General features: G+C 64.9%; 18 protein-coding genes and 2 tRNA genes. 11 read left to right on the top strand and 9 right to left on the bottom strand.

Annotation, left to right across the window (positions count from 1 at the left end; genetic code table 11):
* The 7 genes from ACP15K_RS14005 (at position 1) to lpdA (ending at position 9,721) form a co-directional block, all read left to right on the top strand.
* The gene (locus ACP15K_RS14005) at positions 1-828 is read left to right on the top strand and encodes a glycosyltransferase (protein WP_424990801.1); all 828 of its coding nucleotides are present in this window, start codon (positions 1-3) and stop codon (positions 826-828) included.
* A gap of 249 nt (positions 829-1,077) precedes the next feature.
* On the top strand, positions 1,078-2,271 hold the full coding sequence (gene sucC, locus ACP15K_RS14000) for an ADP-forming succinate--CoA ligase subunit beta (protein ID WP_193140501.1): 1,194 nt from the start codon (positions 1,078-1,080) through the stop codon (positions 2,269-2,271).
* Between the two features lie 4 nt (positions 2,272-2,275).
* Entirely contained in the window at positions 2,276-3,163 is an 888-nt protein-coding gene (gene sucD / locus ACP15K_RS13995; protein ID WP_193140500.1) for a succinate--CoA ligase subunit alpha, read from the top strand.
* 323 nt (positions 3,164-3,486) lie between these two features.
* A complete protein-coding gene (locus tag ACP15K_RS13990) occupies positions 3,487-6,450 on the top strand; it encodes a 2-oxoglutarate dehydrogenase E1 component (protein WP_193140499.1) in 2,964 nt (987 codons plus the stop codon).
* A gap of 3 nt (positions 6,451-6,453) precedes the next feature.
* Positions 6,454-7,944 carry a 2-oxoglutarate dehydrogenase complex dihydrolipoyllysine-residue succinyltransferase gene (gene odhB, locus ACP15K_RS13985; protein ID WP_424990800.1) on the top strand — a complete coding sequence of 497 codons (1,491 nt, stop codon included), beginning with the start codon at positions 6,454-6,456 and terminating at the stop codon, positions 7,942-7,944.
* Position 7,945: 1 nt separating this feature from the next.
* Entirely contained in the window at positions 7,946-8,215 is a 270-nt protein-coding gene (locus ACP15K_RS13980; protein ID WP_193140497.1) for a hypothetical protein, read from the top strand.
* Between the two features lie 111 nt (positions 8,216-8,326).
* Entirely contained in the window at positions 8,327-9,721 is a 1,395-nt protein-coding gene (gene lpdA, locus ACP15K_RS13975) for a dihydrolipoyl dehydrogenase (protein ID WP_193140496.1), read from the top strand.
* 645 nt (positions 9,722-10,366) lie between these two features.
* On the opposite strand, the gene ACP15K_RS13970 is transcribed toward lpdA, so the two are convergent.
* Positions 10,367-11,035: a GntR family transcriptional regulator gene (locus tag ACP15K_RS13970; RefSeq protein WP_193140752.1), complete on the bottom strand. Its 669-nt coding sequence runs from the start codon at positions 11,033-11,035 to the stop codon at positions 10,367-10,369.
* A 14-nt stretch (positions 11,036-11,049) separates the two neighbouring features.
* Positions 11,050-11,733, bottom strand: a complete 684-nt coding sequence (locus tag ACP15K_RS13965) for a M48 family metallopeptidase (protein ID WP_193140495.1) — start codon at positions 11,731-11,733, stop codon at positions 11,050-11,052.
* A gap of 164 nt (positions 11,734-11,897) precedes the next feature.
* On the opposite strand from ACP15K_RS13965, the gene ACP15K_RS13960 reads away from it, so the two are divergent.
* Together ACP15K_RS13960 and ACP15K_RS13955 are read left to right on the top strand one after the other, a co-directional pair.
* Positions 11,898-12,209 carry a TIGR02300 family protein gene (locus ACP15K_RS13960; RefSeq protein WP_193140494.1) on the top strand — a complete coding sequence of 104 codons (312 nt, stop codon included), beginning with the start codon at positions 11,898-11,900 and terminating at the stop codon, positions 12,207-12,209.
* Positions 12,210-12,287: 78 nt separating this feature from the next.
* Positions 12,288-12,363, top strand: a tRNA-Ala gene (locus ACP15K_RS13955).
* 96 nt (positions 12,364-12,459) lie between these two features.
* On the opposite strand, the gene ACP15K_RS13950 is transcribed toward ACP15K_RS13955, so the two are convergent.
* The 3 genes from ACP15K_RS13950 to ACP15K_RS13940 form a co-directional block, all read right to left on the bottom strand.
* Positions 12,460-13,431, bottom strand: a complete 972-nt coding sequence (locus tag ACP15K_RS13950) for an HAD family hydrolase (protein WP_424990799.1) — start codon at positions 13,429-13,431, stop codon at positions 12,460-12,462.
* Positions 13,432-13,678: 247 nt separating this feature from the next.
* A tRNA-Leu gene (locus ACP15K_RS13945) sits at positions 13,679-13,763 on the bottom strand.
* Positions 13,743-13,892 (bottom strand): hypothetical protein, encoded by a 150-nt coding sequence (locus ACP15K_RS13940; protein WP_193140492.1) that lies wholly within the window; start codon positions 13,890-13,892, stop codon positions 13,743-13,745. Before ACP15K_RS13940 ends, ACP15K_RS13945 begins: the two co-directional genes overlap by 21 nt.
* Here ACP15K_RS13940 and ACP15K_RS13935 point away from each other — a divergent pair.
* Positions 13,891-14,685: a rhomboid family intramembrane serine protease gene (locus tag ACP15K_RS13935; RefSeq protein WP_424990798.1), complete on the top strand. Its 795-nt coding sequence runs from the start codon at positions 13,891-13,893 to the stop codon at positions 14,683-14,685. The two genes, ACP15K_RS13940 and ACP15K_RS13935, sit on opposite strands and share 2 nt — an antisense overlap.
* Before the next feature lie 7 nt (positions 14,686-14,692).
* Here ACP15K_RS13935 and ACP15K_RS13930 read toward each other — a convergent pair whose 3' ends face one another.
* Together ACP15K_RS13930 and ACP15K_RS13925 are read right to left on the bottom strand one after the other, a co-directional pair.
* Positions 14,693-15,484 (bottom strand): inositol monophosphatase family protein, encoded by a 792-nt coding sequence (locus ACP15K_RS13930; protein WP_193140490.1) that lies wholly within the window; start codon positions 15,482-15,484, stop codon positions 14,693-14,695.
* An 85-nt stretch (positions 15,485-15,569) separates the two neighbouring features.
* Complete coding sequence (locus ACP15K_RS13925) at positions 15,570-16,475, bottom strand: LysR family transcriptional regulator (RefSeq protein WP_193140489.1); 906 nt, start codon at positions 16,473-16,475, stop codon at positions 15,570-15,572.
* A 91-nt stretch (positions 16,476-16,566) separates the two neighbouring features.
* Between ACP15K_RS13925 and metF the strand changes: the two genes are divergently transcribed.
* The gene (gene metF, locus ACP15K_RS13920; protein ID WP_193140488.1) at positions 16,567-17,433 is read left to right on the top strand and encodes a methylenetetrahydrofolate reductase [NAD(P)H]; all 867 of its coding nucleotides are present in this window, start codon (positions 16,567-16,569) and stop codon (positions 17,431-17,433) included.
* A gap of 74 nt (positions 17,434-17,507) precedes the next feature.
* On the opposite strand, the gene ACP15K_RS13915 is transcribed toward metF, so the two are convergent.
* Together ACP15K_RS13915 and ACP15K_RS13910 are read right to left on the bottom strand one after the other, a co-directional pair.
* Positions 17,508-18,665 (bottom strand): hypothetical protein, encoded by a 1,158-nt coding sequence (locus tag ACP15K_RS13915; protein WP_193140487.1) that lies wholly within the window; start codon positions 18,663-18,665, stop codon positions 17,508-17,510.
* A gap of 89 nt (positions 18,666-18,754) precedes the next feature.
* A complete protein-coding gene (locus tag ACP15K_RS13910; protein WP_424990797.1) occupies positions 18,755-19,792 on the bottom strand; it encodes a DUF2235 domain-containing protein in 1,038 nt (345 codons plus the stop codon).
* Positions 19,793-19,915 lie beyond the last annotated feature (123 nt).

The raw sequence follows: 19,915 nt of genomic DNA, 5'->3' as shown, positions 1-19,915 counted from the left end.
ATGACCACCGCGACCGGCACACCTGCCACGGCCCCTTGCGGCTTCGTTTTCGGAGCCTCGGGCGATCGGTTTGCCAAGGTCGCGGACCGGGCTGCGCGCTCACTGCGCGCAGCCTCTCCCGGCATCCCCATCGACATCTATACCGACAGTCCCGTGGACGAGAGCGCCTATGACATGGTGCACGCCCTGGATAAAAGCTGGTTCCGGCCGAAGTTCGAGGCGCTGCTGCGTTCGCGGTTCGAACGCACGGTCTATCTGGATGTGGACATCGTGGTTGTCGGCGATATCTCGGACATCTTCGACGTTCTGGAACGGTTCGACGTGGCGCTGGCCCATGTGCAGAACCGCAACCAGAAGTTCGCGCGCAAGACCTGGCGCAAGCCGATCCCGAATGCCTTTCCGCAGTTCAACGGCGGGCTTCTGGGCATCCGGCGCAGCCCTGAAGTCACCGAAATGCTGATGGAGTGCATTGCCGCGCTGGAGGCGGGCGCGCCCAAGGACCAGCCGGTCCTGCGTGAATTGATTTATGACAGCAGCCTGCGCGTCGCGACCCTGCCGCCGGAATACAACTCCCGCGACCGGGCTTTGTGGCAGCACGGAAGCTCCCGCCTGACCGCGCCCCGCGTGCTGCACGCCAGCCGCTTCATGCGGTTCAAGAACGGCAAGCCGATCACGCCCGAACAGCTGTATGGCCGCGCCTTCATGCGCCATGTGAAAAACCTGCTGGCCGAGGACCGGACCCTGAACCCGGACGCCACCGGCTATGTGCCCCGTCCCTATGATCTGGGTGGCAGGCTGGGCAACCTGTTCCGGATCAGGCGCGGCTGAAACCGCCCAAGCGGCCCGTACCCCCAACCCCGGGCAGCCGCACGCCCCCTGGGTGATTCGCCGGAAAATGCGTGTTTCCGCTATCATCCCGCGCATCGGGAATTGATTTGTGATCACTAATTTTTTGGCTGTGATCACAAACGCCGGAAAACCCGCTAAAACCCCGTCAGTGCGACCAAATGGTGTTTCCGACTGTGAATGACCTGTGGTTAGTCAGGCGCATCACATGAACCAAGACGGGACAGTTTCATGAACATTCATGAATACCAGGCGAAAGCCCTCCTCCGCGACTACGGCGCTCCGGTGTCTGACGGCCGCGTCGTTCTCAAGGCCGAAGATGCCAAGACTGCTGCCAGCGAGATGGACGGCCCGCTGTGGGTCGTGAAAGCCCAGATCCATGCCGGCGGACGCGGCAAGGGCTCGTTCAAGGAAGCTGACGCCGGCGAAAAGGGCGGCGTGCGCCTGGCCAAATCGGTGGAAGAAGCCGCCGAGGAAGCCAAGAAGATGCTGGGCCGCACCCTTGTGACCCATCAGACCGGCCCGGCGGGCAAGCAAGTCAACCGCATCTACATCGAAGACGGCTCGGGCATCGAGACCGAGATGTACCTGGCGCTGCTGGTCGATCGCCAGACCTCGCGCATTTCCTTCGTGTGCTCCACCGAAGGCGGCATGGACATCGAGGAAGTGGCCGCAGCCACTCCCGAGAAGATCCTGTCGTTCTCGGTCGATCCCGCCACCGGCTATCAGCCGTTCCACGGCCGCCGCATCGCCTTCTCGCTGGGTCTGAAAGGCCCGCAGGTGAAGCAGTGCGTGGCGCTGATGGGCATTCTCTACAAGGCCTTCGTCGAGAAGGACATGGAGATGCTGGAGATCAACCCGCTGATCGTCACCGACGAGGGCAACCTCAAGGTTCTGGACGCCAAGGTCGGCTTTGACGGCAACGCGGTCTACCGCCACGCCGATATCGCCGCCCTGCGCGACGAGACCGAAGAAGACCCCAAGGAACTGGCCGCTTCCAAGTTCGACCTGAACTACATCGCCCTGGACGGCGAGATCGGCTGCATGGTCAACGGTGCCGGCCTGGCGATGGCCACCATGGACATCATCAAGCTGTACGGCGCCGAGCCCGCCAACTTCCTTGATGTCGGCGGCGGCGCCACCACCGAGAAAGTGACCGAAGCCTTCAAGATCATCACCAGCGACCCGAACGTCAAAGGCATCCTGGTGAACATCTTCGGCGGCATCATGCGCTGCGACGTGATCGCGGAAGGCGTGGTCAGCGCGGTCAAGGAAGTCGGTCTTCAGGTGCCGCTGGTTGTCCGACTGGAAGGGACCAACGTGGAAAAAGGCAAGGAGATCATCAACACCTCCGGCCTGAACGTGATCGCGGCAGACAACCTGTCCGATGGCGCCGAGAAAATCGTGAAAGCGGTGAAGGGTTAAGAAAATGGCTGTTCTTGTCGACGAAAACACCAAGGTCATCTGCCAGGGCTTCACCGGCTCGCAGGGGACCTTCCACTCCGAACAGGCCATCGCCTATGGCACCAAGATGGTGGGCGGCGTGACGCCGGGCAAAGGCGGATCGACCCACCTTGACCTGCCGGTGTTCAACTCCGTGCATGAAGCCAAGGACGTGACCGCGGCCAATGCCTCGGTGATCTACGTGCCGCCGCCCTTTGCTGCGGATTCGATCCTGGAAGCCATCGACGCCGAGATGGAATTGATCATCTGCATCACCGAAGGCATCCCGGTGCTGGACATGATGAAGGTCAAGAAAGCGCTGGAAACCTCCAAGTCGCGCCTGATCGGCCCGAACTGCCCCGGTGTCATCACCCCGGACGCCTGCAAGATCGGCATCATGCCCGGCCACATCCACAAGCGTGGCTCGGTCGGCGTGGTCTCGCGCTCGGGCACCCTGACCTACGAGGCGGTCAAGCAGACCTCCGACGCCGGTCTGGGCCAGTCCACGGCCGTGGGCATCGGCGGCGACCCGATCAAGGGCACCGAGCATATCGACGTGCTGGAAATGTTCCTGGCCGACCCGGAAACCACCTCGATCATCATGATCGGTGAAATCGGTGGCTCGGCGGAAGAAGAAGCCGCGCAGTTCCTGGCGGACGAGAAGAAAAAGGGCCGCTGGAAACCGACCGCGGGCTTCATCGCCGGCCGCACCGCGCCTCCGGGCCGCCGCATGGGCCATGCCGGTGCGATCGTTGCCGGTGGCAAGGGCGGCGCCGAGGACAAGATCGAAGCCATGCAAGCCGCTGGCATCGTCGTGGCGGACAGCCCCGCCGGTCTGGGCGAAGCCGTGCTGAAGGCCATCGAACTGGGCTGAGCCCCGGCCCGCGCCCCCGTGGCGCCCGAATGATACCCGAGGGTGCGGTCCCGCCGCGCCCTCGCCCTGCAACCGGACTTCGGGCCCTCGCCCGACATGTTTAGGCCACCATGATCGCAGTGTTTCCTTCCGTTTCACGCCACCTGCCGGGCCTTCCGGCCGGATTGGCTGTTGATCGGTCCGGGGCAACTGGCATGATCGGGTCTGTGCCCGACGCGTGGTCATCGACCGCGCCCCTGAATTTTCCCGCGCTTCCCCCGGCGCGCCTGCCCGCCCGTTTTGGGCAGCCCCTAATCCGGTCCTAACCCGCAAGAGGCAATCAAATGACCGATCAATCCCCCAACGACCTCTTTCATGCGTCATCCTTCCTGCAGGGACACAACGCCGAATATGTGGAACAACTCTACGCCCGTTACGCGACCGATCCGGCCAGCGTCGACGCGGCCTGGGCTGAATTCTTCCGCGCGCTCGGGGATGCCGAAAGCGACGTGCGGGCCGAGGCTTCCGGTCCGTCCTGGGCCCGCGCCGACTGGCCGCCGGTGCCCAATGACGAACTGACCGCCGCGCTGGACGGGCAATGGTCCGATCCGGTCAAGGAACAGAAAGCTGCGGGCGACAAGATCAAGGCCAAGGCGCAGGAACTGGGCGTCGAGGTCAGCGACGACACCATCAAGCGCGCGGTGCTGGATTCGATCCGCGCCCTGATGATCATCCGCGCCTACCGGATCCGGGGTCACCTGGTGGCAGACCTGGACCCGCTGGGGATGCACGACCAGACCCCGCACCCGGAACTTGACCCGCGTTCGTACGGGTTCACCGAGGCCGACATGGATCGCCCGATCTTCATCGACAAGGTGCTGGGGCTGGAAATGGCCACCATGCGCCAGATCGTCGAGATCGTGAAGCGCACCTATTGCGGTACCTTCGCGCTGCAGTACATGCACATCTCGGACCCCGAGCAGGCCGGCTGGCTGAAGGAACGCATCGAAGGCTATGGCAAGGAAATCGCCTTCACCCGCGAAGGCCGCCGCGCCATCCTGAACAAGCTGGTCGAGGCCGAGGGCTTCGAGAAATTCCTGCATGTCAAGTACATGGGCACCAAGCGGTTCGGTCTCGACGGCGGCGAAAGCCTGATCCCGGCGATGGAACAGATCGTGAAGCGCGGTGGTGCGCTTGGCCTGCGGGACATCGTGATCGGCATGCCGCACCGTGGCCGTCTGAACATCCTGGCCAGCGTGATGAGCAAGCCCTACCGCGCCATCTTCAACGAATTCCAGGGCGGCAGCTTCAAGCCCGAGGACGTGGATGGCTCCGGCGACGTGAAATATCACCTCGGCGCCTCGTCGGACCGCGAGTTCGACGGCAACACGGTCCACCTGTCGCTGACCGCCAACCCTTCGCACCTTGAAGCCGTGAACCCGGTGGTTCTGGGCAAGGCCCGCGCCAAGCAGGATCAGCTGGGCGACACCGAGCGGACGGCGGTTCTGCCGGTGCTGCTGCACGGCGACGCGGCCTTCGCGGGCCAGGGCGTCGTGGCCGAGTGTTTCGCCCTGTCGGGCCTGCGCGGCCACAAGACCGGCGGCACCATGCACATCGTGGTCAACAACCAGATCGGCTTTACCACTGCGCCGCATTTCTCGCGCTCGTCGCCCTATCCGACCGACAACGCGCTGGTGGTCGAAGCCCCGATCTTCCACGTCAACGGCGACGATCCGGAGGCCGTGGTCCACGCCGCCAAGGTCGCGACCGAGTTCCGCCAGAAGTTCCACAAGGACGTGGTTCTGGACATCTTCTGCTACCGTCGCTTCGGGCACAACGAAGGCGACGAGCCGATGTTCACCAACCCGGCGATGTACAAGACCATCAAGAAGCACAAGACCACGCTTCAGCTGTATACCGAGCGTCTGGTCGCCGACGGGCTGATCCCCGAGGGCGAGATCGAGGACATGAAGGCCGCCTTCCAGGCCAAGATGAACGAAGAGTTCGACGCCGGCACCGAGTACAAGCCCAACAAGGCCGACTGGCTGGACGGGCGCTGGTCGCATCTGGACCCGCGTCAGGAAGAATACGATCGCGGTCAGACCTGGATCAAGGACGAGGTCTTTGACGAGGTCGGCACCGCCCTGACCCGCAAGCCGGACGACTTCAAGGTCCACAAGACCGTTGACCGCCTTCTGGACGCCAAGCGCAAGATGTTCGAAAGCGGCGAAGGCTTCGACTGGGCCACGGGCGAGGCGCTGGCCTTCGGCTCGCTGGCAACCGAGGGCTACCCGGTGCGCCTGTCCGGTCAGGACTGTACGCGCGGCACCTTCTCGCAGCGCCACTCGGCCTTCATCGATCAGGAAACCGAAGAGCGCTACTATCCGCTCAACAACATCCGCGAAGGTCAGGCCCGCTACGAGGTCATCGACTCGGCGCTGTCGGAATACGCGGTGCTGGGCTTCGAATACGGCTATTCGCTGGCCGAACCCAACGCGCTGACCCTGTGGGAAGCCCAGTTCGGCGATTTCGCCAATGGCGCCCAGATCATGTTCGATCAGTTCATCAGCTCGGGAGAGCGCAAATGGCTGCGGATGTCGGGTCTTGTCTGCCTGCTGCCGCATGGGTTCGAAGGCCAGGGACCGGAACACAGCTCAGCCCGTCTTGAGCGGTTCCTGCAGATGTCGGCGGAAGACAACTGGATCGTGGCCAACTGCACCACGCCGGCCAACTATTTCCACATCCTGCGCCGCCAGATCCACCGCAGCTTCCGCAAGCCGCTGGTGCTGATGACGCCGAAATCGCTGCTGCGTCACAAGCTGGCGGTGTCGCGCCGCGAGGACTTCCTCGAAGGCTCGTCCTTCCACCGCGTGCTGTGGGACGATGCCGAACTGGGCAGTTCGCCCACCAAGCTGGTGGCGGACAAGAAGATCAAGCGCGTCGTCATGTGCTCGGGCAAGGTCTATTTCGATCTGCTGGAAGAACGCGACGCGCGGGGTCTGGACGATGTCTATATCCTGCGGATCGAGCAGTTCTATCCCTTCCCGGCGCTGTCGCTGGTCAAGGAGCTGGAGCGCTTCAAGGGGGCCGAGATGGTCTGGTGCCAGGAAGAGCCCAAGAACCAGGGCGCATGGACCTTCATCGAACCGAATATCGAATGGGTCTTGCGCCGCATCAAGGCCAAGAACTCGCGCCCGTCCTATGTCGGACGCGCCGCCTCCGCCTCCCCGGCAACGGGTCTGGCCAGCCAACACAAAGCACAGCAAGCCGCGCTCGTGAACGAAGCGCTGACGATCGAAGGGAAATAACCCATGTCCACCGAAGTCCGTGTCCCCACCCTTGGCGAAAGCGTCACCGAGGCCACCGTGGCAACCTGGTTCAAGCAGCCCGGCGATACCGTCGCTGTTGACGAGATGCTGTGCGAACTGGAAACCGACAAGGTGACCGTCGAGGTTCCCTCGCCGGCTGCCGGTACTCTGGCCGAGATCGTGGCACCCGAAGGAACCACCGTTGGCGTCGATGCCCTGCTGGCCTCGATCGCGGCGGAAGGCGCCGCGGCAGCGCCCGCCCCGAAAGCGGCGAGCGCCCCCGCAGCGGCCCCGGCCGACAGCGGCGGCGACAGTGTCGATGTGATGGTGCCCACCCTGGGCGAATCCGTCACCGAGGCCACCGTCTCCACCTGGTTCAAAAAGGTGGGCGACAGCGTCGCGCAGGACGAGATGCTGTGCGAGTTGGAAACCGACAAGGTGTCGGTCGAGGTTCCGGCCCCCGCCGCCGGCGTGCTGACCGAGATCCTGGCGCCCGAGGGCACCACCGTGGACGCCACCGCCAAGCTGGCGGTTCTGGGCGGCGCCGGTGCCTCTGCTGCCGCCCCCGCAGCGGCCCCGGCTGCAGCGCCCGCCGCCTCGGGTGGCAAGGACGTGGAAAACGCGCCTTCGGCCAACAAGCTGATGGCCGAAAAGGGCATTGATCCGGCGTCGGTTTCGGGCTCGGGCCGCGATGGCCGCGTGATGAAGGGTGACGTTCTGGCCGCGATGGCCGCCCCGGCAGCGCCTGCCGCCACCGCCGCTGCCCCGCGCGCGCCGGTTCCGGCCGATGATGCGGCCCGCGAGGAACGGGTCAAGATGACCCGCCTGCGCCAGACCATCGCCAAGCGCCTGAAGGACAGCCAGAACACCGCCGCCATGCTGACCACCTACAACGAGGTGGACATGTCGGCGACCATGGCGCTGCGCAAGGAATACAAGGATCTGTTCGAGAAGAAACACGGTGCCCGCCTGGGCTTCATGTCCTTCTTCACCAAGGCCTGCTGCCACGCCCTGAAGGAAGTGCCCGAAGTCAACGCCGAGATCGATGGCACCGACATCGTCTACAAGAACTTCGTGCACATGGGCATCGCCGCCGGCACGCCGACCGGCCTTGTGGTTCCGGTCATCCGCGACGCCGACCAGATGTCCTTTGCCGAGATCGAAAAGGCCATTGCCGAGAAGGGCAAGCGCGCCCGGGACGGCAAGCTGTCGATGGCGGAAATGCAGGGCGGCACCTTCACCATCTCGAACGGCGGCGTCTATGGCTCGCTGATGTCCTCGCCGATCCTGAACCCGCCGCAGTCGGGCATCCTTGGCATGCACAAGATCCAGGATCGTCCGATGGTGGTGAACGGCGAGATCGTGATCCGCCCGATGATGTACCTGGCGCTGTCCTATGATCACCGCATCGTGGACGGCAAGGGCGCCGTGACCTTCCTGGTGCGGGTCAAGGAAGCCCTTGAGGATCCGCGCCGCCTGCTGATGGACCTGTAAGATGGCGATCCACCTTCTCTGGCAGGCCGATGTGGCCGACTTCGACGCCTGGCACGCGGTGTTCCAGGAAGACCGGAAGGCCCAGCATGCCGCCGGGCTGACCACCCTGCACGTCTGGAAGGATCCCGAACAGCCCAACCACGCGCTGGTGCTGTTCGCGGTGTCCGACCGCGACAAGGCCAAGGCCTTCCTGAAGTCCGACGATCTGGCCATGCACCTGGAACGCGGCGGCGTCGCACATGTGCAGATGAAATTGCTGGAAGCCGTTTGAACGCGGCTGGCCCGCCCCCTGATCGGGCGGGCCGTTTGCCACCTGACACTCACAGAACACGCGGGCGCGCGTTGCGCCCAGCCCGCAAGACCGACCTGAAGGAGTCTCCCCATGGCTGACTATGACGTCATCGTAATCGGCGCCGGCCCCGGCGGCTATGTCTGCGCCATCCGCTGCGCCCAGCTGGGCCTGAAAACCGCTGTCGTGGAAGGCCGCGAGACCCTGGGCGGCACCTGCCTGAACGTCGGCTGCATCCCCTCCAAGGCGCTGCTGCACGCCACCCACTCCCTGCACGAAGCCGAACACAATTTCGCCGACATGGGCCTGAAGGGCAAAGCCCCCTCGGTCGATTGGGAGCAGATGAAAGGCTACAAGGCCACTGTGGTCGGCCAGAACACCGGCGGTATCGAGTTTCTGTTCAAGAAGAACAAGATCGACTGGCTCAAGGGCTGGGGTTCGATCCCCGAGGCCGGCAAGGTCAAGGTCGGCGACGAGGTGCACAACGCCAAGAACATCGTCATCGCCTCCGGCTCCGAAGCGGCCTCGATCCCCGGTGCCGAGGTGACCATCGACGAGAAGATCGTGGTGACTTCCACCGGCGCGCTCGACCTGCCGAAGATCCCCAAGAAGATGGTCGTGGTCGGCGCCGGTGTCATCGGGCTGGAAATGGGCTCGGTCTATGCCCGCCTGGGTACGGAAGTCACCGTGGTGGAATTCCTCGACCACATCACGCCGGGCATGGATGCGGACGTGCAGCGCGCCTTCCAGAAGATCCTGTCCAAGCAGGGGCTGAACTTCGTCCTTGGCGCGGCGGTGCAGAAGGTCGACACGCTGAAGACCAAGGCCAAGGTCACCTACAAGCTGCGCAAGGATGACAGCGAACACACCATCGACGCCGACACGGTGCTGGTCGCCACGGGGCGCAAACCCTTCACCGAAGGGCTGGGTCTCGACACGCTGGGCGTCGAACTCAGCAAGCAGGGCCAGATTGTCACCAATGCCCATTGGGCCACCAATGTCCCCGGCCTTTACGCCATCGGCGACGTGATTGCCGGTCCGATGCTGGCGCATAAGGCCGAAGATGAAGGCATGGCCGTGGCCGAGGTACTGGCCGGCAAGCATGGCCACGTCAACTACGACGTGATCCCCGGCGTGATCTACACCACGCCCGAGGTCGCCACCGTCGGCAAGACCGAGATCCAGCTCAAGGACGAGGGCCGCGCCTACAAGGTCGGCAAGTTCTCCTTCATGGGCAACGCCCGTGCCAAGGCCGTGCATCAGGGCGACGGCTTCGTGAAACTGCTGGCCGACAAGGAAACCGACCGTATCCTCGGCGTGCACATCATCGGCCCCGGTGCCGGCGATCTGGTGCACGAGGTCTGCGTGGCCATGGAATTCGGCGCCTCGGCGCAGGATCTGGCGCTGACCTGCCATGCCCATCCGACCTATTCGGAAGCCGTCCGCGAAGCGGCGCTGGCCTGCGGCGACGGTGCCATCCACGCCTGACCGGACGCTCGGACCCCAAGACCAGACAGGGCGCGGCCTTCCCCGCGCCCTTTTTCATGCCTGCCGTGAACATGGCAGTTTCTGCATGGCGGCATTGCATCTTTCTGCAGTTGCACAATAGCTGGACCCGTCGTAGCTCCCGGTCATCCAAGGCCCCTGTGGCCAGTCCCTGATGACAGAGTGATCCAATGCATCCGAACCTGATGAACTTCGACCCGAAACCCACCGAACCCCGCGCCGCCCGTCCGCGCCTGAACTGCTGGAACATTTTCCGCCTGTTCTCGATCGGCCGCCGCACCGCCTGAGTCCCCCGGACGCAACGCAGCCTCCGGAACTGAGATTTGGCCGGGCGGGCCCGTTGCTGGCCTGCCCGGCCGCTGCTTGATTCGAGCCTTGGGATCATTTGCGCGGCGGCAGGGGCTCCGCCCATTCGCGCCTCAAACGATCCCCGTTCGGCGGGAAAATGCGCCACTGGCGCGTTTTCGTTTCCACCTCACCGTTTCCAAGACGGCTTGGGGCTCCGCCCATTCGCGCCTCAAACGATCCCCCGGATCGTTTGCAAGACGGCGCTCATTCTTCTTGGCACAAATACTCCGGGGGTGAATGCGCCGCAGGCGCAGAGGGGGCAGCGCCCCCTCGCCCTCCTCAGCTCAACAGCATCCGCAACCCCTGGGTCACGTCACTGCGCAGTGCCAGCCGCAGCCCCGGCTCATCCCCCGCCCGCAGCGCCGCAACGATCAGCCGATGCCCGCGCGGCGGCTCGGTCCGGTTCAACCGGCCATAGAGCTTGGCCATCGTTGGCCCCAGTTGCAGCCAGACGGTTTCCAGCATCGCCAGCATCGCCGGCGCTTGCGCCCGCAGGTACAGGGTGCGGTGAAAATCCAGGTTGGTCCGGATATAGCCCTGCGCGCTGCGCTGCGCGATGGCCTGCGCCACCTGGTCGTTGATCATCTCCAGCCGGTCGATCAGCGCCGGATGCGCCCGTGGCAGGGCGCGCGAGCTCAGCTCCGGCTCCAGCAGCGCCCGGATCGAGGCCAGTTCCTCGATGCGTTCGTTGCTCAACTCGGGCGTCGAGACCCGGCCCGAAGGCGACAGGGTCAGCGCCCCTTCGGCCACCAGCCGCCGCACCGCCTCGCGGGCGGGCGTCATCGACACGCCGAACTCCGCTCCCAGCCCGCGCAGGGTCAGCGCCTCGCCGGGCACCAGCGCGCCATGCATGATGCGGGTGCGCAAGGTACGGTACAGCCGGTCGTGCAGCGCCGTGTTGCTTTCGGGCTGCGCTGCCCGCGAGGCGGCACTGGCGGCGCGCAGCATGTCCATCTCGCGGGTCATGCCATGAACTGCACGGCGTGCAGCTCCCGCCCGGGTCCACGCAACCAGGCGCGGTGGCGGTCATAGTCCGGGCACAGCGCCCCGACCTGCCGCCAGAATGTCTTGGAATGATTCATGTGCACCAGATGCGCGACCTCATGGGCGGCAACATAGTCCAGCACTTGCGGCGGCGCCATCGCCAGCCGCCAGGAAAACATCAGGTTGCCGGCGCTGGTGCAGGAGCCCCAGCGGCTGCGGGTGTCACGCAGGGTCAGCCGGGCATAGGGCCGCCCCACGGCCGCCGCATAGCGGTCGCAGGCCTCGGCCAGGCGGTCCCGCGCCAGCTCCTTCAGCAGACCGGCCACCTGCGCGCCCACCGGGCGCGCGCCGCGCACCTGTACCACGCCGGGGTGCAGGCCGGGACGGCCTTCGACGATCCGGCGGCCGATGCCTTCGACCGGGATCGTGTCGCCCATCGCCAGCCCATGCGCCACCGGCCCGCGCGCCACATTCTGGCGCACCCAGTCGGCCTTCTGGGCAAGGAAGCGCTCGGCAGCCCCCGCAGGCACCCGCTGCGGCAGCGACAGCGTCACCCGCCCGTCCAGCCGCGACACCCGAAGCGTCAGCCGCCGCGCCCGATCCGACCGGCGCACCAGAATTTCGATCGGAGGATCCCCCTCCAGCATCACCCGTTCGCCCATGCGCCCGATACCCGCCTGTTGCCCCGGTTCCGCGCCCCGAACCGCTCCGCCGCGAAAGCCTTTGACATGACTTTGCCCCTATGGCACAGCCCACTATTGGCTTTACGCGGCGCGCGCCCTTGGCACCCGTGCCGCCATCATGACGAACAAAAGGACGCAAGACCATGCCCAAGGAAGAATGGGGAACCAAACGGCTCTGCCCGACCACCGGCAAACGCTTCTATGACCTGAACCGCACCCCGCCGGTCAGCCCCTACACCGGCGATGTCGTGCAGATCGACACCGGCAAATCGCGTCCCCTGATCGCCGAAAAAGCCAAGCCCGAGAAAGCCGCCGAGGTCGAGGAAGTCGTGCTGGAAGACGATGACGACACCGATGTCGATCTGGGCGATGATGTTCTGGAAGACGATGACGACAGCGATGACGTCTCGCTGGACGATATTGCTGACGTCGCGAAAGACGACGACGAAAGCTGAGACGGGGGTGGCTTTTTAGCTTGCAGCCCCCCGCAGGCTTTCATAAAAGACGCGCCATGGCCGGTTGGCCATAGGCTTGGGGCCTTAGCTCAGTTGGGAGAGCGCTTGCATGGCATGCAAGAGGTCAGGGGTTCGACTCCCCTAGGCTCCACCAAAATCCCCCCTGCATGAAGTTTCGAAGCGCTCGGCAACAGGCCGTTTGTGGTGTTGTGACGGGCGCAGACACCTGCGTCCCTGCCCGCCCAAGCGCCTATTGCGGGAACACCGTCGTCCAGTCCTGCGCCATGTCGATCAGGGTCCAGTTGAAAGTCGCGGCGGCATCCAGCCCCTTGTCCAGCTTGCCGATATGCGAATCGCGGTCATAGGCCCATTCCCGCTCGGCATCGGTGTGATGCACGAAGGCGCACAGGCGCGGAGTCTGTTGCAGGCAGGTGTATTCCAACATCTGAAGATCGCCGTCGGAATTGCCGAACGCCGCGATCGGACGGCGGCCGATGTGGGTTGATATCGCCACCGGCTTGCCCGGCCCGTCGTCCACGAAAGCAATACCCGGCTCTTTCAGAAGCACCGGCTGGCCATCGATCACGGCGTATTTCAGCTTGCCGACCGTGCCGACCGTGTTCTCGGGCGGCACGCCATAGGTCGCGTCGGCAAACACCCGGATGAATTCGACGCCGCCGCCGGACACGATGTAGGTTTCGAAACCGTTGGCGCGCAGATAGTCCAGCAGTTCCAACATCGGCTGATAGATCATCTGGGTGTTCAACCGGCCGGTGACCGGGTTCGGCGTGGTGGTGATCCAGTCGTGCACGACCTTGGCGAATTCCTCGGTGGTCATGCCGGAATGGCTGTCGGCGATGATCTGCATCAGCGCCTTTTCGCCCCCGGCCAGTGCGGCCGCATCATCGCCCTTGAGGACCGAGGCATAGGGTTCGGTGGAGGCCCACTCGGGATGTTCGGGCGCCAATGCGCGGATGCGATCCAGGGCAAAGGCAAGTTGCACATAGTTCGGCTGTTCGGCCCAAAGCGTGCCGTCATTGTCGAAGACCGCGATACGCTCGGCTTCCGGCACCAGGTCGGGAGAGCCTTCACCGGTCACCCGCGCGACGAAATCCACGATGGCCGCCTTCGACGTGCTCTCGGCCCAGGACGGCAGCGGATCGGTCTGCGCCAGTACCGGAGATGCAATCGCCGTGGCGGCAACCAGGGGCAACAGGGCCATTACCTTGCTTCCAAGTGACATCATCGTCTGTTTCCTTCCCAAAGCTCGGTTTTGCCCGGCGCGGCGCGGGGCACATTGCCGTGACCGCGCGCCGTTGATCCCGCCGCACCTCTGACCCCGATGCTCTCCCCGGCAGGACACGCTGTCAATTGAACAGGCGCTGCCAGCCCTCCCAAAGCAGCCCAGCCGATGGCAGACACAGGCGTGACCCATCCTGGCGATCAATTGTTAAGGCTGCTGCTGTCACTGGTACCCGCGGCCGGACTCGAACCGGCACGGCGCATTGCCTAGGGATTTTAAGTCCCCTGTGTCTACCATTCCACCACGCGGGCCAGATCAGCCCGTTTGAGGTAAGCGGCGCGGGCAGCGGTGTAAAGACCGGGCGGCGGGGTGCGGCGCTGCGCGGTGCGCGGCCAAGGCGGCTTGATTTCTGCGGCGGCACGGCGCACGTCAAAAGACATGATCCCCATCCGCGATCACAACCCGGCCACGCGCACGGCCTATGTCACCTACGGGCTGCTGGCGCTGAACGTGGTGATCTTCCTGGCCTATGTGCCGATGTTCTCGGACCTGCGCCGCCTGACCGGGTTCTTCCTGACCTATGGCATCATCCCGGCGCAGATCCAGGCCGGGTTGGGCTATGGCACGCTGCTCACCTCGATGTTCCTGCACGGCGGCTGGATGCATCTGCTGGGCAACATGCTGTTTCTGCACATTTTCGGCGACAATCTTGAGGATCGGCTGGGCCACCTGCGGTTCGGCCTGTTCTACCTGGCCTGCGGGCTGGGTGCGGGGCTGATGCAGGTGCTGGCCGATCCGGGATCGACGGTGCCGGTGGTGGGCGCCTCGGGCGCCATCGCCGGGCTGATGGGCGGTTACCTGCTGATGTTCCCGCGCGCCCGCATCGACATTTTCGTGTTCCTGATCGTGCTGGTGCGGATCATCCCGGTGCCGGCCTGGGCCATGCTGGGGCTGTGGTTCGGGTTGCAGGTGTTCAACGGGTTGGGCACGCCCTCGGATGTGGGCGGGGTGGCCTATTGGGCCCATGCGGGCGGCTTTGTACTGGGCATCGTGCTGATGGTTCCGGCCTGGATCCGGTCGGGCGGCCCGGCGTTCTGGGCGCGCACCCACGGCCATCCCGACAACCCCGAGGCAACCTATCGCTTTGCCCGCAGTTCGGTGCCGAAAGTGCCCCGCCGCCGCGCGCCACCCAAGGCGACGCGCGTGCCGCCGGTGCGGCGGCGCAAAGGCTAGGGCCGGCTCAGGTGCCGCGAATGGCCTTGATGAAGGGCTGGCTGAGCGGATCGTTGACGGCGATCAGGCTGCCGGAGTCCAGCAGGCTCTGGCCCTCGCGGATCGGCTCGACGAAGCCGCCGGCTTCGCGCACGATCAGCAGGCCCGCCGCGATGTCCCAGGCGTTCAGCCCGCGCTCCCAATAGCCGTCGTAGCGGCCCGCCGCCACATAGGCCAGGTCCAGTGCCGCAGCGCCCCAACGGCGCACCCCGGCACAGACCGGCAGCACCCGCGCCAGATCCTGCAGCGACGCCGGCAGCGTGTCGCGGCCGCCGAAGGGCAGGCCGGTGGCGAACACCGCCTCGATCATCCGGCTGCGGCCCGAGACGCGCAGACGCTGGCTCTGGTTCAGCCAGGCGCCCTTGCCTTTCTCGGCATAGAACATCTCGTCCTTGGCCGGATCGAAGACCACGCCCGCCACGATCTGGCCCTTGTGTTCCAGCGCCACCGAGACCGCCCAATGGGGCATCCCGTGCAGGAAGTTGGTGGTGCCGTCCAGCGGATCGACGATCCAGCGCCGGGTCGGATCTTCGCCGTCCTGACCGCCGCCTTCCTCGCCCAGCCAGCCATAGGTCGGCCGCGCGCCCAGCAGTTCTTCCTTCAGGATCTCTTCCGCGGCGATATCGGCCTTCGACACGAAGTCACCGGCGCCTTTCATCGAGACCTGAAGGTTCTCGACCTCGCGGAAATCCTTGACCAGCGACCGCCCTGCCTTGCGGGCCGCCTTGATCATCACATTGAGGTTGGCACTGCCCTGCATGATCGCGCTCCGTTGCTTCAAACGCCGCGTATAGTCGCCGTGCCCAACAGCGTCCAGTCAACGGCGGTGAAAAACTGTTCGGCCCTCACACCCGCAGCAGTTTCACCGGCTCGCTGCGCGCCAGCCGCAGCACATGCGCCATATAGGGGCGGGCCAGATCCTCGGTCCGGGTGGCCGCATACAGGCGGCGCGTGACGCCGGTCGCGGTCAGGGGACGAATGGCGTAATCGGGATGGGCCCGCACCGCCCGCACCACCCAGTCGGGCAGCACCGCCACCCCGCGATTCGACGCCACCAGCATCAGGATCACCGCCGTCAGCTCTACCTGACGCACCGCGCGCGGGGTCACTCCCGCCGGGGTCAGCAACTGGGTAAACACATCCAGCCGCGCGGCATCCACCGGATAGGTGATCAGCGTCTCGCCACGAAAATCCCCGGCCTCGACCCAGGGCTTTTCGGCCAGCGGATGCTGGGCCGCGCAGATGAACACCGGATCATAGTCGAACAGCGGCGCGAAGGTGATGCCGTCCAGATCCTCGGGGTCCGAAGATACCACCAGATCGACCTCGGCCTTCTGCAGCGCCGGCAGCGCGTTGAACGACAGGCCGGGGCGGATATCCACGTCGATATCGGGCCAGGCGCGTCGGAAACTTTCCAGCACCGGCAGCAGCCAGTCGAAACAGGCGTGGCATTCGATGGCGATATGCAGCCGCCCGCTGCGCCCGGCCTCGTCGCCGCGCAGTTCCTCCTCGACGGCCTCGATCTCGGGCAGCACGCGCTCTGCCAGACGCAGCAGCTTCTGCCCCGACGGCGACAGCCGCATCGGCTTGGCCCGACGCACGAACAACTCGACCCCGGCCAGCGTTTCCATGGCCTTGATCTGATGCGACAGGGCCGATTGCGTCATGTTCAGCGTATCGGCGGCCCGCGCCAGCCCGCCGGCCTCGTGGATGGCCCGCACGGCGCGCAGATGCTTCAGCTCCAGATACATTATGCAGATCCTTCATAACCTTGTTGAGGATTATGAATTTGTTTCACCACCAAATCCATGGCATGTCACGATCAAACGTAAAGGACATGTGATGACACAGCCGCGAATCTCTTTCGAATTCTTCCCGCCGAAGTCGCTGGATGCCGCGTTCCGCCTGTGGGATACGGTCCAGACATTGGCCCCGCTGACCCCGAATTTCGTCTCGGTCACCTATGGCGCCGGCGGAACCACCCGCAAGCTGACCCATGAAGCGGTGGCGACGATCCACAAGCATTACGGCCTGAACGTCGCAGCACATCTGACCTGCGTCGATGCCACCCGCGCCGAAACCCTTGAGATTGCCGAGGCTTATGCCCAGGCCGGCGTGACCGAGATCGTCGCCCTGCGCGGCGACCCGCCCCAGGGATCCGATGCCTTCGTGCCGCACCCGGACGGGTTTGCCAATTCGTGCGAGCTGATCTCGGCGCTGGCCGACACCGGCAAGTTCAAGCTGCGCGTCGGCGCCTATCCCGATCCGCACCCCGAGGCTTCCGATGCTCAGGCCGATGTGGACTGGCTGAAGCGCAAGATCGACGCCGGCGCCCATTCCGCCATCACCCAGTTCTTCTTCGAGGCCGAAACCTTCCTGCGCTTCCGCGACCGCTGCGCGGCTGCGGGCATCAACGCCCCGATCATCCCCGGCGTCCTGCCCATCGAAAACTGGAACGGAGTGCGCAAGTTTGCCCAGCGCTGCGGCACCCATGTGCCCGCGGAACTGGACGCGGCCTTTGCCGCCGCCAAGCGCGATGACCGTGAAGAGCTTCTGGCCACCGCACTGTGCACAGAACTGTGCAGCGATCTGCTGGAGGAAGGGGTCGAAGACCTGCACTTCTACACCCTGAACAAGCCGCATCTGACCCGCGACATCTGCCATGCCCTGGGCGTGACGCAGGAAAGCTCGCTGGAAAAAGTCGCCTGAGACCAGCCAGAATGCATGGGCCACCTGCGGCAGGTTCGGAGCGTCCGGACCCGCCACAGGTGGCCCAATTGCGTTCAGGTCGTGGCCCTGTCCGATGCTGGTTTCGAAGACGGCGCGGCCCTCCAATCCGGCGGCAACGTGTAGGCTTCGCCATTGGTGACCTGCAGGATCTCTTCCACAACCGCACTGACCTCATTTCCGGCGCGATTGCTTTCCGCCTGGGTCGGGGGTTGCAGGGTTTCGCGGTTCTTGGAGGTTCCTTTCCAACTGCTCAGGATCTTGGTCAGGTTTGAAAGCCCGTCGAACACGCGATACCAGAACGGCCCGCCCAGGCCGATCAGGATCCCGGCCAGAAGCACGTTCACGATCCACAGCACCAGGCCGTTGTTGTCCGGCGGGCAGATCCGGGGCTCCCCTTCCTTGGCGAACACATCGCAATAGGGATAGTATTTGACCCCGATCGGCAGGGTGCCGTCGGCAGTCAGCGGTTCCAGGCTTCCGGCGGCCACCTGAAACGCTTCCACGACTTCTTTTTCCTCTGGTGACGCCTCCGCGCCCAGTGCATTCAGCGCCTCCACGGCATCATTCGCGTCCTCTATGATCTGCTCAGGGTTGGCGATGAGTTTCTCGCGCACATCCACGCTGGTGCTGAAATGCGCGACCAGACGCCCGGCGTGCACGTTGAACACAAAGGCAAAGACGATCGCCACCAGAACCGCCGTGCGATTGGCGACGATCCGGTGACGTTCAGAAGTCAGCGCCTTGTGCCGGGCATAGCAGCGCAGCACGATGTTCCATTGGTCCCTTTGTCTGGCAATGTCGCCCGGCGCCCCGGCCTTGATGGCCTCGCCCAGCGGGTTTTCCACCAGCCGCGTCGCCAGCCCGGTCAGGGACAGGTTCTCGACCCGCTTGTAGTCCTTGCCCTTGATCTGGTTGTTGACCTTCGGATCCCACTTGGACCGGTTGCAGGTCAGATCGTCTGTCAGATCCTCGATCCAGGCGTCCGTGGCCTGCGCCTGTTCCTCTGGATTGGCCTTGGCCGGGGCGGCTGCGAGGAAGGTCTCGCCCGCATGCCGCGCAATCAGATCCTGCAACATGCTCCGCACGCTGTTGGCGACATAGCGCCGCCGCAACGCCAGGCTGCGCAGAATGGTTTCAACCAGGGCCGAGACCACGGATGAAAACAGGATCATGGCGACCGTAAACGCCAGCCCGACTTCCAGCATTTCCATTGCAATACCCTCCGATTTCCGGAGTCAGCTTGCGCGCCTCCGACCGGTGTCGCAACGGAAACTTGGTCCGACCCCCGGTGGTCTTCGGGTTATCCTGCCTGTGCCAGCGGCAAATCCTCGGCGCCGGGCACCTTGCGGGTGTTGCGCGCGGTGGGATGCAGGCTTTCGGACGGGTCGCGCCCGACCACCCGGCGCTTGCGCAGCGGAAATATCCGCGACCAGCCGCGCCAGCCGCAACTGGGCGCTTGCGGATCCATCGGATAGCGCGCACGCCAGTCCGTGGGCAGCGTCAGCCCGCAGGCCTCGGCCTTTTCCAGCATCCAGACCAGCGGAATATTGGCCAGCGGCCGCGCTGCATCGAACCCCGACAACTGCCCGCCGATATCGCCATGGGTACCCCGGAACCAGACCTGCTCTACATGGCCGGCCCAGCCTTTGGGACAAGTCCACAGCTGCGGCTCGAAGGCCTCGCGGGTCTCGTGCAGGGCCAGCGCGTGAAAGCCGTGGCGGATCGTGTGGCCCAGATGCGTCGAATGGAAGTCATGCGCCTTGTCGGTCAGTTCGGCCAGTATCGGGAACCGCCAGCCCAACGCCTTGACCGTGTCGAAGACGCCGACCATCTCGATCTCCACCCCCGGACGGCAGAATTTCTCGGCGAACAGCCGGGCGTGGCGGCCATGGGGATCGGTTTCATAATGGCGGTACAACTGCCGGATCATCCGCTCGGTGGCGCGATGCGGTTTCAGCAGCCCGACCCGGTCGATGACCCCGGCCAAAGAGCGCACGGCGAAGGCACCGCGCGAATAGCCGAACAGGAAGATCCGGTCACCGGGCTGATAGCGCGAGGCGAGGAACCCATAGGCGCGGCGGATCTGCCGGTTGATGCCGCGCCCGGTCATCACATCTGTGCAGGACCGCCATTGCCGCCACTGGATGCCTTCCTCGTAATAGACCGAAGGCCGGTCGGCGGCGGGCAGGTCCATCAGCAGCTTGAAGATGCGCCCGGCATTGGTGCTGCGGCCGGCGTCCAGCGAACTCAGCGTGCCATCCAGAATTACCACATGCGTGCGCGGAGCATCCCCCGCCCGCCGTTGTGTGGTGATGTACCGTGATGCGCGCCCTGTCACGCTGACCCTCCATCCGTTGGCATTCCAAATCAAAGATAGGTCGCAACCGCTTAACAAGCGATGCCCCGGCCCATCATTTTCCCTCACAAATTGTGCAGGGGCTGTAACAGGCGCTGCACACAG

This window comes from Fluviibacterium sp. S390, assembly GCF_049800695.1.
Lineage (GTDB): Bacteria > Pseudomonadota > Alphaproteobacteria > Rhodobacterales > Rhodobacteraceae > Meridianimarinicoccus.
The sequence above is the reverse complement of the archived record's forward strand: the minus strand, read 5'-3'. Positions and strand labels throughout refer to the sequence as shown.